Raw genomic sequence first — 14,784 nt, 5'->3', positions numbered from 1 at the left:
GAGGTCAGGAGAGAGAGAAAGTAGTTCCCTCTTTTCCGTCCTTGAGTTGAATTCCCATTGCGGAGAGTTCATCTCTTATTTTGTCGGATGTGGCAAAATCTTTATTTGCTCTCGCTTCCGCTCTGAGATTGATCAGCAATTCTACCACGCCAGATAGTTTGTCTGTGTCTCCCTCATTAGAGATAGCGCTGTCTACCAGTCCGAGTACATCAAAAACAAAAGCGTTTATAGTTTCCTTTAGCAATCTCAAATCGTCTGCAGAAACGCTGGCCTTCCCTTCTTTGAGTTGGTTGATAAACTTGACAGCTTCAAAGAGGTGGGCGATGAGTACAGGACTGTTGAAGTCGTCGTTCATCGCATCGTAGCATTTTTGTTTCCACTCATTTACATCAAAACCTCGAGTATCTTGTGAAACCTGAAGTTCATCGAGAAGATGGATGGCTTCCATTAGTCTGTTGAAACCTTTTTCTGAAGCGATCAGAGCATCGTTGCTAAAATCCAAAACACTTCTGTAGTGCGCCTGTAGTATAAAAAAACGCGTTACTGTGGGAGTGAATGGTTTGCTCAGTATATTGTTGTCGCCTGTAAAAATCTCGTTGGGCAAAATATTATTGCCTGTAGACTTGGCCATTTTTTTACCGTTGAGGGTGAGCATATTGGCGTGCATCCAGTAGTTTACTGGTGAGTGACCGTTGCAAGCTTCTGCCTGTGCGATCTCGCATTCGTGGTGAGGGAATTTCAAATCCATTCCCCCTCCGTGGATATCAAATTTTTCTCCGAGGTACTTAGTGCTCATAGCGGTACACTCGAGGTGCCATCCGGGGAAACCATCACTCCAGGGTGAAGGCCATCTCATAATGTGTTGGGGTTCGGCCTTTTTCCACAACGCAAAGTCCTGCGGATTTTTCTTGTCGCTTTGTCCGTCTAATTCACGAGTATTGTGTATCAGGTCTTCGACATTTCTTCCACTCAGTTTACCGTATTTGGTAGTATTGTTGAATTTGATAACATCGAAATACACCGAACCGTTGACCTCATAGGCAAATCCTTTGTCTAAAATATCCTTAATAATATCGATTTGCTCGATGATGTGTCCTGTAGCAGTAGGTTCTATACTGGGAGGCAAATTGTTAAAGCGGTTCAGGGTATTGTGGAAATCTACGGTATATCGCTGTACCACTTCCATGGGCTCTATCTGTTCGAGCCTTGCTTTTTTCGCGATGCGATCCTCACCTTCGTCGGCGTCGTTTTCCAAGTGTCCAGCGTCGGTAATATTTCTCACATACCTCACCTTGTAACCGAGATGCCGGAGATAACGGAAAACCAAATCGAAAGATATAAACGTCCTGCAATTCCCGAGATGTACGTAATTGTAAACCGTTGGTCCACATACATACATTCCTGCATGACCTTCATTGATGGGTTCAAATACTTCCTTCTGTCCGTTAAGCGAATTGTATATCTTTAACTTTTGGTCTCGGTATAACTGCATTTCGAGCTGTGTAATTTTAGAGGGTGGTGAACTAAAATTCGGTATCCATTTTTATATAATCCAGGAATTCTCTACGCACTGCGGGGTCTTTAAATTTACCTCCAAACTCTGCGGTAACGGTACTGCTCTCGATGTCTCGTATTCCCCTAGAATTTACGCAGAGGTGCTTGGCATCTACAACGCAGGCTACATCCTCTGTATTTAGAGCCTTTTGCAGTTCCTGAACAATCTGCATAGTCATTCTTTCCTGTACCTGTGGTCTTTTGGCGTAGTAATCGACGATGCGATTCATTTTGGAGAGCCCTATAACGTTGCCTTTGGAAATATAGGCCACATGTGCTCGTCCTACTATGGGGAGCAAGTGGTGCTCGCAGGTAGAATATACGGTAATATTTTTTTCTACCAACATCTCTCCATATTTGTACTTGTTTTGAAAGGTGGATGCCTTTGGTTTTCTTTCCGGGTGCAGCCCACTAAAAATTTCCTTTACAAACATTTTGGCTACCCTTCTCGGTGTCCCTTTCAGGCTGTCGTCGGTAAGATCGAGTCCGAGAGTATCCATAATGTGGTACACGTCTTGTTCTATACGCTCCATTTTTTCATCGTCAGAAAGCTCAAATGCATCTTCCCTCAACGGGGTGTCTGCCGAAGACGATGCGTGATTGTCACCAATCTCTTCAAACTGCTCTTCCAAGGCTTTGTCTATTTTCATCGATTTAGCATTTATATTTCCCGGTACAGCAGATGTGAAAATCGCATTTTTGACTGCACCTTTTTACTACTTTGCTACAAATATATATTGCAGCAATTAGTAAGAGGATGCAAAGATACGCATTTCTTAAGGACAAATAGCTGTTTGACGAATTTTACAAGTTAAAGGTAAGCGACAGGGTGACGTTTGTGTTTTTGCTGTCTATATCGGCCGTATTGGTAAGCCCCTGTTCGTATAGCGGGGATTTGTAATCTCTCATATACTGGCCGAAAGTGGCATCAATTCTCGTGCTCCCAAAATCGTATCCGAGTCCTACAGAATACCCGTTCAGGTCGCCTATCATATCGCTGTCATAGGGGCTTTGTTCGTAGCGGTATCCACCTCGGAGACTAAAGTGATTTATACGGTATTCACCACCAAGTCGTACAGTAGAAACAGCCTGAAGGTTGTTACTTATATATTGGTTTTCCGTTTGATAGGCCGGAACAGAAGTGGGTTTAAGCTTGGCATTACTCATGTCTTGGTAGGAGTAGTCGAGACTAATCAGACCTTGTTGCCCGAATATCAGCGCTACACTTCCGGTGTATTTTGAAGGAATCTGTATTTTGTAATCTTCCAACACGTTGACGTAGTTTAAGTCGATTTCTGCCAATCGAGAGTCTTCGTTACTCGTCTCCATACGTTGAGATAGCTCATCGTTGAGATTGTACCAAGTTGGAGATTGGTAGGAAAGACCTAAGCGCACCATTTCGCCTACTCGTGCTATCCCTCCGAGAGAAAATGAAAAAGCACTCCCCTGAGTAAACAACAGGTTGTCGAAAGTGATAAATTCCATAGCAGGAGAGGAGTATCCATCTTCGTCTAGTTGAGTGTATTTTTCGTATTGAACGTCGTGAAAGTTAAGCGACGCTCCTACGTAGAAATTCTCGGTATACTGTCCGGCCACATTTACGGTAAACTTGTTGTTGTAGCCGGTGGTGCTCTGTAGAAAGTATTGGTTTACCGATCCTCCTGGGACGTTAGATACGTATTCCGTATTGTTGTCGTCTGTATCTACTGGATCGAATATCCCTCCGTAGTACCCCAAGAACGCTTGTTGTGTTCCAAATCCGTACGCAGAACCTATATCCAGATAAGCATCCCCCATAAATTCATCGTCAAAAACACCGAGGTCACCCAGAGGGGTACCGTTGGCAAAGCTCATAAAATAACGATCGATAGACTGGTCACTGGTGCCGGAAGCAATAAATTCGTTCTCGAAGTTGTTTGTCTTCTCAAAATTAAATGCGAGAGAGATTTTTTTCCAGTCCGATCCACTATTGTTGTGAAATACCAATACGCCTCCTAATTGGTTGAGGTCGAAGTCGGAAGCATCTGTATTGGTGTAATTGCCAAAATATCCCGTTTTGTTTTTGGTGTTGTAACTGTTTCCTGAAATGGTAAGCATACCATTGTTGAATACAGCTGAACCAGCGGGGTTGTTGTTCAGTGCTGAAAGATCACCTCCAAGAGCTCCGAATGCACCACTCATAGATTGATATCGCGCTGTCCCTTGAATATTTTCAGAACCGAATCTTAGGACATCGTTTATAGTTTGAGCCTGTATCTGAGTTGCAACACCCAAAGCGGCCAGAGTTATCAGTACTTTTTTCATAAGAATCTGTGTTTATGAGAATCTGTATATGTTTGTTGTCGAGCAAAAAACAACCATGACTGTGAAAAATCACGGTTATTTTTCTCAATTTCAAGTTGCTGTTGTGTTTGGCATCAGTTTTTTAGGAAGCGGCATGCGGTTGTTTTGCAATGGTGAACATTTCGTTTTGCTACCGGTTTTTATTCACTTTCTATCGCCTTCTGCCGGTAGACCGGGTGGCTCCACCTCCCGAAGATCTCGACGGGCTATACGACCGTACTGACGAACTACTTCGGGTGGATCTTGTGGGAGTGCTGTATGAGCGAGTAGATCTCGATGGAGTGCTATAAGACCTTCTGGTAGACCTAGACCTTGTCGGAGTATTGTACGATCTTTGACTTTGCCTGGGAGTACTGCTGCGATAAGTTCTTCGAGTCGTCGCTTCCGAATTACTACTCCTGTAGGTACGTCGGTTTGTAGCATTTGTGTTAGAGTTACGGTATGTGTTTCTTCCTGCATTGATATTAGAACTGTTTCTGTATGTTCTTCTATTGGTACTAGCTCCACTGGTATTGCGGTACGATCTTCTATTAGTACTCGCTTCAGTGTTATTTCTGTAATACCTTCTGCTGGTAGAAGTACTCCTGTTGGTATTGGTCAAACTGTTTCTGTTGTAATACCTTCTCGTGTTGGTGTAGGCATAAGTTCTCCTTCCGTAGTGGTAATAATACGGGCTATAATAGTGGTAATAGCCTCCGCCCCAGTAGGGATAACCTCCACCCCAGTAGCTCCATCCAATGCTCCATCCCGGGCTGTACCATCCGTTGTAGTACCAAGAGTTGTAACCCCATCCACCCCAATAGGGATCATACCAACCACCTCCCCAATAGGGACTGTACAAACCGCTGCTCCAATAAGGGCTATACCATCCACCCCAAGAGTTGTTGTATATGTTTATCGAAGTGGTTTGTGGGTTGTCTCCCCATCCTGGGTAGCCTCCTTGATAATCGTAGCGGTAATCGTCAGCTACGATATCGGTAGAGTCATTTATCTGATTGCTGGAATATCCATCGATATCTGTAAAGATGTAGTCGTTACTGGTCATAGCATTCAATTCTTCCGATTTTCGGGAAAAATAAGACTGATAGCCAGAAGGTTCTTCTGTGTTGCTGCGGTACTGTTCCTGGGCTCGTCCATAACTGTAATCGGTAGTATTTCCGTAGATTCCGTCGGCATCGTAATAGGAAGCCTGCTGGTAGGAACCACATGAAGATAGGAAAATTCCGGAGACTGCACCAGCTAGCAGAAAACGGAATTTTTTAATATTTTTTAAAGTATTCATCATTGCAAATTTTTATTGTTGAACATAGCAAAAATAGTTAGTTTTGCCAAACTATATTTCTACTTTAACAGAAGTGCAATATTTGTGCCAAACTACAGATAATGGGTAAGAACTTAACAAAGCGAAGCGAAGACTATTCCAAATGGTATAACGAGCTAGTCATCAAGGCCGACCTGGCCGAAAACTCAGGAGTGAGAGGGTGTATGGTGATAAAACCCTACGGTTATGCTATATGGGAAAAGATGCAGACTGAATTGGATAGAATGTTTAAGGAAACTGGGCATGAGAATGCTTACTTTCCCTTGTTTATACCCAAATCGTATTTGAGCCGGGAGGCCGATCACGTAGAAGGCTTTGCTAAGGAGTGTGCAGTAGTAACACATTATCGACTCAAAAATGCCGAAGACGGTAGTGGAGTGGTGGTAGACCCCGAGGCCAAGCTAGAAGAGGAGCTTATCGTACGCCCTACTTCCGAAACGATAATTTGGGATACTTATCGCAAGTGGATACAATCGTACCGCGACCTGCCGGTATTGGTCAACCAATGGGCGAATGTGGTGCGTTGGGAGATGCGTACTCGTCTGTTTTTGCGCACAGCCGAATTTTTATGGCAGGAAGGACATACGGCACATGCCACAAGAGAAGAAGCCATAGCTGAGGCAGAGCAGATGATGGGAGTATACGCCGATTTTGCCGAAAACTTTATGGGAGTTCCCGTAATCAGAGGAGTGAAGTCGGAAAGTGAGCGTTTTGCCGGTGCGGTAGAGACCTATTGCATCGAGGCACTGATGCAGGACGGCAAAGCTTTGCAAGCGGGTACCTCTCATTTTTTGGGACAGAATTTTGCCAAGGCTTTTGACGTGAAATATGCCAATAAAGAAGGACAACAGGAATATGTATGGGCCACTTCCTGGGGAGTGTCTACTCGATTGATGGGGGCTCTTGTTATGACCCATAGCGATGACAACGGTTTGGTACTTCCTCCAAAACTCGCACCAATACAAGTGGTTATTGTGCCTATTTACAAAGGGGAAGATCAGCTGGATGCTATTTCCGATCACGTAGCACCTTTGGTACAAGAACTTCGCAGTAGAGGAATTTCTGTGAAGTACGACAATAGAGATACGCAGAAACCCGGATGGAAATTCAACGAATACGAACTCAAAGGGGTTCCAGTGCGCTTGGCTATAGGTCCCAGAGACTTGGAAAACGGTACCTACGAGGTGGCGCGTAGAGATACCATGGAGAAAGAAATTGTAAAAGGAGAAGAGGTTGTAGACAGGATAGAATTTCTTTTAGACGATATACAGAAAAATATATATAGCAAAGCCCTTAATTATAGGGAAGAACATATTACAAAGGTAGATTCTTACGAAGAATTCAAGGAGCTGTTGGAATCTAAAGGAGGGTTCTTTTCGGCGCATTGGGACGGCACGGTCGAAACAGAAGATGCTATTAAAGAAGAGACCAAGGCCACAATACGCTGTATTCCTTTGGATGCAGAGGAAGGAGAAGGAGTTTGTATGTACAGTGGCAAGCCTTCTAAGCGAAGAGTATTGTTTGCCAAAGCGTACTAAAAAGTAGAAAGACAATAATACAGCAAAGGCCATTCTCGATTAGAGCAATGGCCTTTGTGTTTTTGAGTTAGGATTTCTTTGAATCTGGACTCTCTGCCTTGATGTGTTGAGAGCGCAATCTAAAATTACGACGCTTGGGGCGCAATTTTCCGTATGACCCCATGATTATTTTTCCTCTTCTGGTTTTTTTATCACCTTTTCCCATTGTTAAATCATTTGGTTAAACTTCGCTACAAGTTAAGAAATTCAATTCAAATGGGCTAACAGCTGATTTAGAGAATACCCTTGTTACAATTTTAGGATTAGCGAATAGACTGCACAAATTCGGGAATGGCATCAATGCCCTTTTCGTTCAGAAATTTGATAAAAGCCGAACCGATGATGGCTCCTTTGGCTCTATTGGTCGCTGTTTCAAAAGTATCGGCATTGCTTATTCCGAAACCGACAATCTGCGGGTTTTTTAATTGCAGACTGTGAATGCGTTCGAAATACTGTTTCTGAACATCTCCAAAAGTGCTTTTGGCTCCGGTGACACTAGCCGAACTGACCATATAGATAAAGCCGTCGGAAACGGAATCGATATAGCGAATGCGCTCGTCGGGTGTCTGCGGTGTGATAAGGAAAATATTTGCCAACCCGTATTTTTCGAACAGGGACTTGTAGTCTTCTTCGTAGACGTCGACAGGAAGATCGGGAACGATAAGTCCGTCGATGCCTATCTCTGCACATTTTGCACAAAAAGCTTCTACCCCGTATTGCATAATAGGGTTGAAATACCCCATAATAATCAAGGGGATGTGTACGCTATTCCTGATGTCTTTCAACTGTTTGAAGAGCTCGTTGGTCGTCATGCCGTTTTTCAGAGCTTGAGTTGAACTTTCTTGTATGGTAGGTCCGTCAGCAAGAGGGTCGCTAAAGGGCAATCCGATCTCTAGCATATCCACTCCGCTGTTCTGTAGGTTTTCAATAATAGACACTGTATCTTCCAACCTGGGATAACCTGCGGTAAAATAAATGGACAGGATCTTTTTGTCTTCCTGCAATTTTTGATGAATTCTATTTGTCGTCATAGTGATGTGATTAGTCTGTAATATATGAAGCTTTCAGTACAGCAAGTTAAAGACTGAAATAATCGATATAAGTATTCAAGTCTTTATCTCCCCGGCCGGACAATGCCACGACGACAATATCGTCTTTGCCGAATTTTTGATGTTCAAAAACGGCTAGAGCATGACTACTTTCGATAGCGGGAATAATACCTTCGAGCTGGCATAGTTGAAGTCCGGCTTTCATAGCATCGCTGTCGGTTATGGCTTTGAATTCAGCTCTTCCCGATTTAAACAGATGGGCGTGCATAGGGCCTACACCGGGATAGTCGAGTCCGGCTGAAATAGAATAAGGTTCAGTAATCTGTCCGTCTTCCGTTTGCATCAGCAGTGTTCTGCAGCCGTGAATAATGCCTTGATGCCCCAGTACTGAGGTAGCTGCACTTTCTCCAGAATCGATACCTTTACCCGCAGCTTCTACTGCAATGATGTTTACATCTTCCTCGTCGAGAAAATGGTAAAAAGTTCCGGCAGCATTACTTCCTCCTCCTATACAAGCGACTACGTAGTCTGGGTTTTCCCTGCCCTCTTGTTCGAGGAGCTGCGCTCTGATCTCTTCGGAAATTACGCTTTGAAAGCGAGTCACCATATCGGGATATGGATGAGGTCCAATAGCCGAACCGATGATGTAATGAGTGTCTACAGGATTGTTGATCCAATCGCGAATAGCTTCGTTGGTAGCGTCTTTCAGGGTTCGGCTTCCAGACAGGGCCGGGCGAACTTCAGCGCCGAGCATTTTCATGCGAGCTACATTGGGAGCCTGGCGAGCGATATCGATTTCACCCATATAGACTACACATTCCATTCCGGTAAGGGCACAGACGGTAGCTGTAGCCACCCCGTGCTGTCCTGCGCCTGTTTCGGCAATGATTCTCGTTTTACCGAGGCGTCTGGCCATAAGGATTTGTCCAATGGTGTTGTTTATTTTGTGAGCCCCGGTATGGTTGAGATCTTCCCGTTTCAGGTAGATACGAGTTTCGTATTTTTCCGACATACGCTTTGCAAAATACAAGGGAGAGGGCCGGCCTACATAATCTTTGAGAAGCTTATTGAACTCTTGCTTGAATGAAGGTTCACTCATCACTTCAAGGTATTTTTGGCGCAGTTCTTCAACATTCGGATATAACATTTCCGGGATAAAAGCTCCCCCAAACTCACCGTAGTACCCGCGTTCGCTTACGTGATAGGCTCCTTTCCCTGCATTTCCTCCGATAGGAGTGATGCTGTTTATTGTTGCTGACATACTATTTTTGATTTAAATTCTTTCAGATCTCCAGTGTTTTTATAACCGGGTTTTGTTTCAAATTTGCTGTTTAAATCGATGGCGTGGCACAGGCGAGCCACACTTTTATATTCCGGGCTGTTCAGAAATTCACAGACCTTTTCGACTTCTTCCAAGCCTATGCCTCCACTGAGGAAAAAGGGTTTTTCGGAAGGATAGTTTTTAAGAACTCTCCAATCGAAGGTATAGCCGTTGCCTCCGGGGTGTTTTCCCTTGGTGTCGAAAAGGAAATAGTTAGCGGTATTTTCAAAAGGGAGGAGTTGTTGGAAATCGAACTCGTCCTTTACTGAAAACACCTTGATAATCTCTACATCTGGCACAGTATTGCCCAATTCTGTACAATAGTCCGCAGATTCCCCGCCGTGTAGTTGTACTGCTCGTAAACCAAACTGTTCTACTTTGTCGGCGATCTCTTTTACAGATGCATTTACAAACACCCCTGTCTTTTTTATGTGTTGAGGTATTTCGGGTATATCACCTTCAAAATACCTCGGAGATTTGCGGTAAAAGATAAAACCGAGGTAATCCGGTTTTAGCTCACCGACTTCCCTGATGTTGTCTGGGAATTTCATGCCGCATATCTTGAGTTTTACAGCCATGCTTTTCAGTTTGTTAGATTTCTGATAAAAGCTGTCGCACTTTCCCCTGGATTAGGAGTTTTCATAAAATTCTCCCCGACGAGAAATCCGCGGTAACCGAAATCCCTAAGTCCGACAATGGTGTTGTAATCGCTGATACCACTTTCAGAAACTTTGACAAAATCGTCAGGGATTAGGGTTGAAAGTCTTTCGCTGGTTGCTATGCTCACTTCAAAAGTTTTTAGATTTCGGTTGTTGACTCCCAACATATTCAATGAAGGCATTACCGATTTGTGGAGTTCTTCTTCGTTGTGAACTTCGAGCAATACTTCCAGGGAGAGGCTCTGAGCCAATTCGGAGAAGGATTTGATCTCTTCTCTTGTGAGTGCCGATGCGATGAGTAGTATGACGTCTGCACCATAAGATTTGGCTTCTATGATTTGGTATTCGTCGACGATAAATTCCTTTCGCAGCAGGGGGATGGAAGTACTGGCTCGTGCAATCCAGAGGTCTTCGGGAGAGCCTCCGAAATACTTTCCGTCGGTGAGCACAGACATTCCACAAACCCCGGCTTTTTCATAGCCAGAAGCTACGTCGTACACGCTGAGGTCGTGGTTGATAACCGCTCGGGAAGGCGATCGCCTTTTATGCTCGGCAATGATTCCGGTAGCGCTTTCATTCAGTCTGGATGCCATAGAAAGAGTAGATCTTTCAAACAGTGAAGCAGCTTCGAGTTGAGCTACCGGGATGATTGTTTTTTTTAGGGCGACTTCCCTGCGTTTGTCGGTGATAATCCTATCCAGTATATCAGGCATTTTTTAATGTTTTAGAGTTAGATTTTAGCGATTGTATTTAACTGGCAGAGAGGCTTCGGAGTTTTTCGAGAGAATTAAGTGCCTTACCGGATGTCAAACTTTCTCTAGCCATGTCGAGGGCTTGTTGCGGATTTGTTTGTTGAGCTGTGGCAATTGCCAAAGCAGCATTAGCACAGACAACATTGTTCTGGGCTTCTGTTCCTTTTCCCTGAAGTACATTCATAAAAATGGCAGCGGATTCTTCAATCGAATTACCTCCTTTTATATCTTTTTGTTGCAAAGGAGCCAATCCGAAGTCGGCTGGGTGGAGCATTTCTTCCGACTGATTCCTAATCGCTTTGGCCGGTCCGGTGAGCGAGAGCTCGTCATAGCCGTCTAAAGCGTGAAGTATGGTGTAGTTCTTATCGGTATTCTGATATAGATATCCGTACATTCTCGCCAGTTCGAGATTGAATACACCCACCATTTGGTTTTTTGGGAAGGCGGGATTGACCATGGGACCAAGCATATTAAAAAATGTTTTTACAGCCAGCTCTTTCCTGATAGGACCTACATTTTTCATGGCAGGGTGAAACAAGGGGGCGTGAAGGACGCAGATATTAGTTTCGTCCAACGATCTTCGGAGGAAGTCTACATCATTAGAAAACCGTATTCCGAGAAATTCCATAACATTGCTGGAGCCACATTTTGAAGAGACACCGTAATTACCGTGTTTAGCTACCGGCACCCCGGCGCCTGCAGTGACAAAAGAGGCGAGAGTAGAGATGTTGAAGGTGTCCTTTCCGTCTCCTCCGGTTCCGCAGAGGTCGATTACCTCTGTGCCGTTCAAATCTACCGCGATACACAATTCTAGCAAAGCATCGCGGAAGCCTTCTAGTTCTTCCACTGTAATGCTGCGCATCATATAAACCGTGAGAAAAGCGGCGATCTGGCTGGTGTTATACGCTCCTCCGGAGATGTTGACCAAAACATTTCTGGCCTCTTCTTTGGAGATAGTTTCGTGATTGATCAGTCTGTTTAATATAGCTTTCATATTTGAAAGGTTTAGATAGAGATGATGTTATTATTATGTTGGGGCGGTTGGGGCGGTTGGGGCAGGTTGGGGCAGGTTGGGGCAGGTTGGGGCGAATTGCAATTCGCCCTTACTCGCCTTACTCGCCTTACTCTCCCTTACGCGCTTGCGCTTTTACCCGGATACCCATACCACGATACGGAGCGTATCATTATGCGTCTTTACCGGGAGACGAGTTTAGCCAGTTTTTGAGTATTTTTTTTCCGTCGGGTGTCAGTACCGATTCTGGATGGTATTGTACCCCTTTGACGTCAAATTCACGGTGACGTAGCGACATGACCTGTCCGTTCTCATCAAAGGAAGTAGCTTCAAGGGCTTCCGGAAGTTGAGGATCTACCACCCAAGAGTGATAACGGCCTGCTTCTATCTCTTTGTCTAAGCCATCGAAGAGCGGCTCGTCGTTTGCAGTAATGGTGACCCTAGTGGACACCCCGTGATACACCTTGTTGAGATTTACAATCTTACCACCAAAAACTTCGCCTATAGCCTGTTGCCCCAAGCAAACTCCGAGTATACTCTTAGACGGGGCATAGCGCTTTATAATCGCTTTCAATAGCCCTGCTTCGTCTGGAATCCCCGGGCCAGGGGATAGCAGTATTTTGTCGAATACTTCTACATCGTCCAGTTCTAGCTGATCGTTTCGCCTTACAGTAACTCGGGCCCCAAATTCTTCGAGATAATGCACTAGATTGTAGGTGAAACTGTCGTAATTGTCTATAACGAGAATTGATTGCATTGTTTTAAATTTTGAAATTTTTAAATAGTTTCGGCTAGTTCCATGGCTTTGTTTAGGGCTCCGAGTTTGTTGTATACTTCTTGTAATTCGCTTTCCGGGCTCGATTCAGATACGATTCCGGCACCTGCTTGGTAGTGAAGCCTGTGATTTTTGCTTAGGAAGGTGCGTATCATAATGGCGTGGTTAAAATTGCCTTCAAAATCCATAAAGCCTATGGCGCCCCCGTAAAAGTCGCGGTTGCAGTTTTCGTATTTGTCAATGAGTTGCATGGCCATGTGTTTAGGAGCTCCGCTCAAAGTACCGGCAGGGAAGGTGTCGGCTACCACCTGCATAGTAGAAGCGTGATCGTGTAGTCTACCTGTTACTTTCGATACGAGGTGGATTACATGAGAGAAGAACTGTACCTCGCGGTAGTTTTCTACTTTTACCTGATGCCCATTGCGACTGAGATCGTTTCTCGCAAGATCGACGAGCATGACGTGTTCTGCATTTTCCTTAGCATCTTCAGAGAGTTGTTTGGCAAGGGCGCTGTCTTTTTCGTCATTTCCAGTACGCTTAAAGGTGCCGGCTATGGGGTGTATCTCAGCTTTCCTATCTTTTACTACAAGCTGGGCCTCGGGCGATGAACCAAATATCTTAAAATTGCCGTAGTCGAAGAAAAAGAGGTAAGGTGAGGGGTTTATACTTCGCAATGCCCGGTATACATTGAACTCATCACCTTTGAATTGTTGAGAAAATCTCCGAGATAGTACCAGCTGAAATACATCGCCGCGATAACAGTGTTGTTTGGCGTAGTCTACGTTTTGTTTGTAAGCTTCGTCAGTGAGGTTGGAGGTGGCATCTCCTGTTTTTGAGAAGTTGTAAGAGGCAAAATTTTTCGATTGTAAGAGTTGTTCTACATCGTCTATATTGCTGACGCCATCGGTGCTGTGACAAAAAATATAGGCTTCGTTTTTAAAGTGGTTTATGGCGATGATATTCTGATACACTGCGTAGTGGATGTCGGGAATATCGAGAGTGTCTTCTTTTTTAGAGATCGTAATGTCTTCAAAATACCGCACTCCGTCATAGGCGATATATCCGAAGAGTCCTTTGTTGATAAACTTGAAGCCGTTGTCTTCAGTTTTGAAAGCTGATGCAAAACGGTGAATGGCTTGTGGTACATCGGTATCTCCGTTTACAGTAGATTTTTTGTATGTTCCATCCGGATAGGTTTCACTTATGGTATTGTTCTTTACAGAAATACTCGCTATGGGATTACAACATATATAGGAGAAACTATTGTTGCTGGCGTGGTAGTCGCTACTTTCCAGCAACAGACTGTTTGGGAAGCGATCTCGTATTTTGAGGTAAACACTTACTGGGGTTATGGTATCGGCTAAGATTTGTTTGAAGTGTGTGGTTAGGTGTATCATTGCATTTTAGAAAATTATAAGGTCTTAAAAACAAAAAAAGGCTTGTCGTGATTGACAAGCCTTATATTTTTTATTAAAAATACCAGTAACAGGGCTTAGCTCACGACTTGTCGACGTAAGTTGCTCCACCACCAGATATTGTTTAATGAATTGTTCATCGTTTATATTTGACCACAAATTTAGAAAGGAAATTGAAATGTGCAAGCGCTTCTACCTTTTTATAACATTTTTTTGTGGATAGATAACCAAAAATAGTGCAGTCTTTTGATTTTTACAGTTAAGGTTTTACGGTTTAAGAGTTGTCGGTGCATGTCTGAACTCCTTTAACAGTGGAGTTTCAGAGAAAAAAGAAAAGGGAGCATTGTATGTCGGCTCCCTTCTCATATTTTTCATTCTGCAATTTTTTCCCTTTTGGAGAGTATTAGAAATTGAGATCTACTACAAGGTCAAACTCGTCGTAAATAGTTTTGTCGCCGAGATTGTCAAAAAAGCTTCCCGATCCGTAGCGAACGTTGTATTTGGAGCGGTCGATTTTTACACCTCCTGTAGCTTTACTTCCGTATACTGAAAGGGTGAAAGTTACGGGGTGAGTCTCACTTTTAATGGTGAGGTCGGCAGTTATCTCGTAGGCGTTTTTTCCAGAAGGGGTAACTTTTGTGAAAACCATTTTGGCAGTAGGGTGTTTTTCAACTCCGAAGAAATCGTCAGATTTGAGATGTCCGTCGAGATTTTCTTTGTTTTCTCCGCTCAGGTCAGTGGAGCCTATAGTGGTCATATCTACAATGAATTCTCCTCCGACAAGTTGATTGTCGTCAAAGCTTAGCGATCCTTTTTGAAGGTGTATAATACCTTCGTGTGAACCAGTAACTTTATAGCCTTTCCAGGTGATTTTGCTAGTTTTTACATCTACTTCTTTAGTCTCGTTGTCGTTGGTAGAAAAAGCTGATGAACCAATGGCCACTACAAGGGTAAGAGCTACTTGTGTTAATTTGTTTTTCATGTGTTTAGGATTAAGCGTTTTTAT

14 protein-coding genes are annotated in these 14,784 nt (G+C 43.8%); 1 reads left to right on the top strand and 13 read right to left on the bottom strand.

Annotation, left to right across the window (positions count from 1 at the left end):
• Positions 1–4: 4 nt before the first annotated feature.
• The 4 genes from cysS to ACYZZR_RS02250 form a co-directional block, all read right to left on the bottom strand.
• Positions 5–1,492 carry a cysteine--tRNA ligase gene (gene cysS, locus ACYZZR_RS02265; protein ID WP_461532364.1) on the bottom strand — a complete coding sequence of 496 codons (1,488 nt, stop codon included), beginning with the start codon at positions 1,490–1,492 and terminating at the stop codon, positions 5–7.
• A gap of 31 nt (positions 1,493–1,523) precedes the next feature.
• Positions 1,524–2,204 (bottom strand): GTP cyclohydrolase I FolE, encoded by a 681-nt coding sequence (folE, locus tag ACYZZR_RS02260; RefSeq protein ID WP_461532363.1) that lies wholly within the window; start codon positions 2,202–2,204, stop codon positions 1,524–1,526.
• A 154-nt stretch (positions 2,205–2,358) separates the two neighbouring features.
• On the bottom strand, positions 2,359–3,858 hold the full coding sequence (locus ACYZZR_RS02255) for an OmpP1/FadL family transporter (RefSeq protein ID WP_461532362.1): 1,500 nt from the start codon (positions 3,856–3,858) through the stop codon (positions 2,359–2,361).
• Positions 3,859–4,048: 190 nt separating this feature from the next.
• A complete protein-coding gene (locus tag ACYZZR_RS02250) occupies positions 4,049–5,179 on the bottom strand; it encodes a hypothetical protein (RefSeq protein WP_461532361.1) in 1,131 nt (376 codons plus the stop codon).
• A 101-nt stretch (positions 5,180–5,280) separates the two neighbouring features.
• Here ACYZZR_RS02250 and proS point away from each other — a divergent pair, with 101 nt between their 5' ends.
• Positions 5,281–6,756, top strand: a complete 1,476-nt coding sequence (proS, locus tag ACYZZR_RS02245) for a proline--tRNA ligase (protein ID WP_461532360.1) — start codon at positions 5,281–5,283, stop codon at positions 6,754–6,756.
• 67 nt (positions 6,757–6,823) lie between these two features.
• Here the strand turns inward: proS and ACYZZR_RS02240 are convergent, their stop codons facing one another.
• The 9 genes from ACYZZR_RS02240 to ACYZZR_RS02200 all read right to left on the bottom strand — a co-directional run bounded on the left by ACYZZR_RS02240 (position 6,824) and on the right by ACYZZR_RS02200 (position 14,760).
• Positions 6,824–6,961, bottom strand: coding sequence for a 30S ribosomal protein THX (locus ACYZZR_RS02240; protein ID WP_461532359.1), 138 nt, complete (start codon positions 6,959–6,961; stop codon positions 6,824–6,826).
• Between the two features lie 97 nt (positions 6,962–7,058).
• The gene (gene trpA / locus ACYZZR_RS02235; RefSeq protein ID WP_461532358.1) at positions 7,059–7,826 is read right to left on the bottom strand and encodes a tryptophan synthase subunit alpha; all 768 of its coding nucleotides are present in this window, start codon (positions 7,824–7,826) and stop codon (positions 7,059–7,061) included.
• Positions 7,827–7,872: 46 nt separating this feature from the next.
• Entirely contained in the window at positions 7,873–9,105 is a 1,233-nt protein-coding gene (gene trpB, locus ACYZZR_RS02230) for a tryptophan synthase subunit beta (protein WP_461532357.1), read from the bottom strand.
• Complete coding sequence (locus ACYZZR_RS02225) at positions 9,090–9,743, bottom strand: phosphoribosylanthranilate isomerase (RefSeq protein ID WP_461532356.1); 654 nt, start codon at positions 9,741–9,743, stop codon at positions 9,090–9,092. Before ACYZZR_RS02225 ends, trpB begins: the two co-directional genes overlap by 16 nt.
• A 5-nt stretch (positions 9,744–9,748) precedes the next feature.
• Positions 9,749–10,537 carry an indole-3-glycerol phosphate synthase TrpC gene (trpC, locus tag ACYZZR_RS02220; RefSeq protein ID WP_461532355.1) on the bottom strand — a complete coding sequence of 263 codons (789 nt, stop codon included), beginning with the start codon at positions 10,535–10,537 and terminating at the stop codon, positions 9,749–9,751.
• Positions 10,538–10,574: 37 nt separating this feature from the next.
• A complete protein-coding gene (gene trpD, locus ACYZZR_RS02215) occupies positions 10,575–11,570 on the bottom strand; it encodes an anthranilate phosphoribosyltransferase (RefSeq protein WP_461532354.1) in 996 nt (331 codons plus the stop codon).
• A gap of 190 nt (positions 11,571–11,760) precedes the next feature.
• On the bottom strand, positions 11,761–12,345 hold the full coding sequence (locus tag ACYZZR_RS02210) for an anthranilate synthase component II (RefSeq protein ID WP_461532353.1): 585 nt from the start codon (positions 12,343–12,345) through the stop codon (positions 11,761–11,763).
• Positions 12,346–12,365: 20 nt separating this feature from the next.
• Positions 12,366–13,760: an anthranilate synthase component I family protein gene (locus ACYZZR_RS02205; RefSeq protein WP_461532352.1), complete on the bottom strand. Its 1,395-nt coding sequence runs from the start codon at positions 13,758–13,760 to the stop codon at positions 12,366–12,368.
• Positions 13,761–14,181: 421 nt separating this feature from the next.
• Positions 14,182–14,760, bottom strand: a complete 579-nt coding sequence (locus tag ACYZZR_RS02200) for a YceI family protein (protein WP_461532351.1) — start codon at positions 14,758–14,760, stop codon at positions 14,182–14,184.
• Positions 14,761–14,784: the final 24 nt, after the last annotated feature.

Source organism: Sinomicrobium sp. (assembly GCA_029266035.1).
Lineage (GTDB): Bacteria > Bacteroidota > Bacteroidia > Flavobacteriales > Flavobacteriaceae > Sinomicrobium.
The sequence above is the reverse complement of the archived record's forward strand: the minus strand, read 5'-3'. Positions and strand labels throughout refer to the sequence as shown.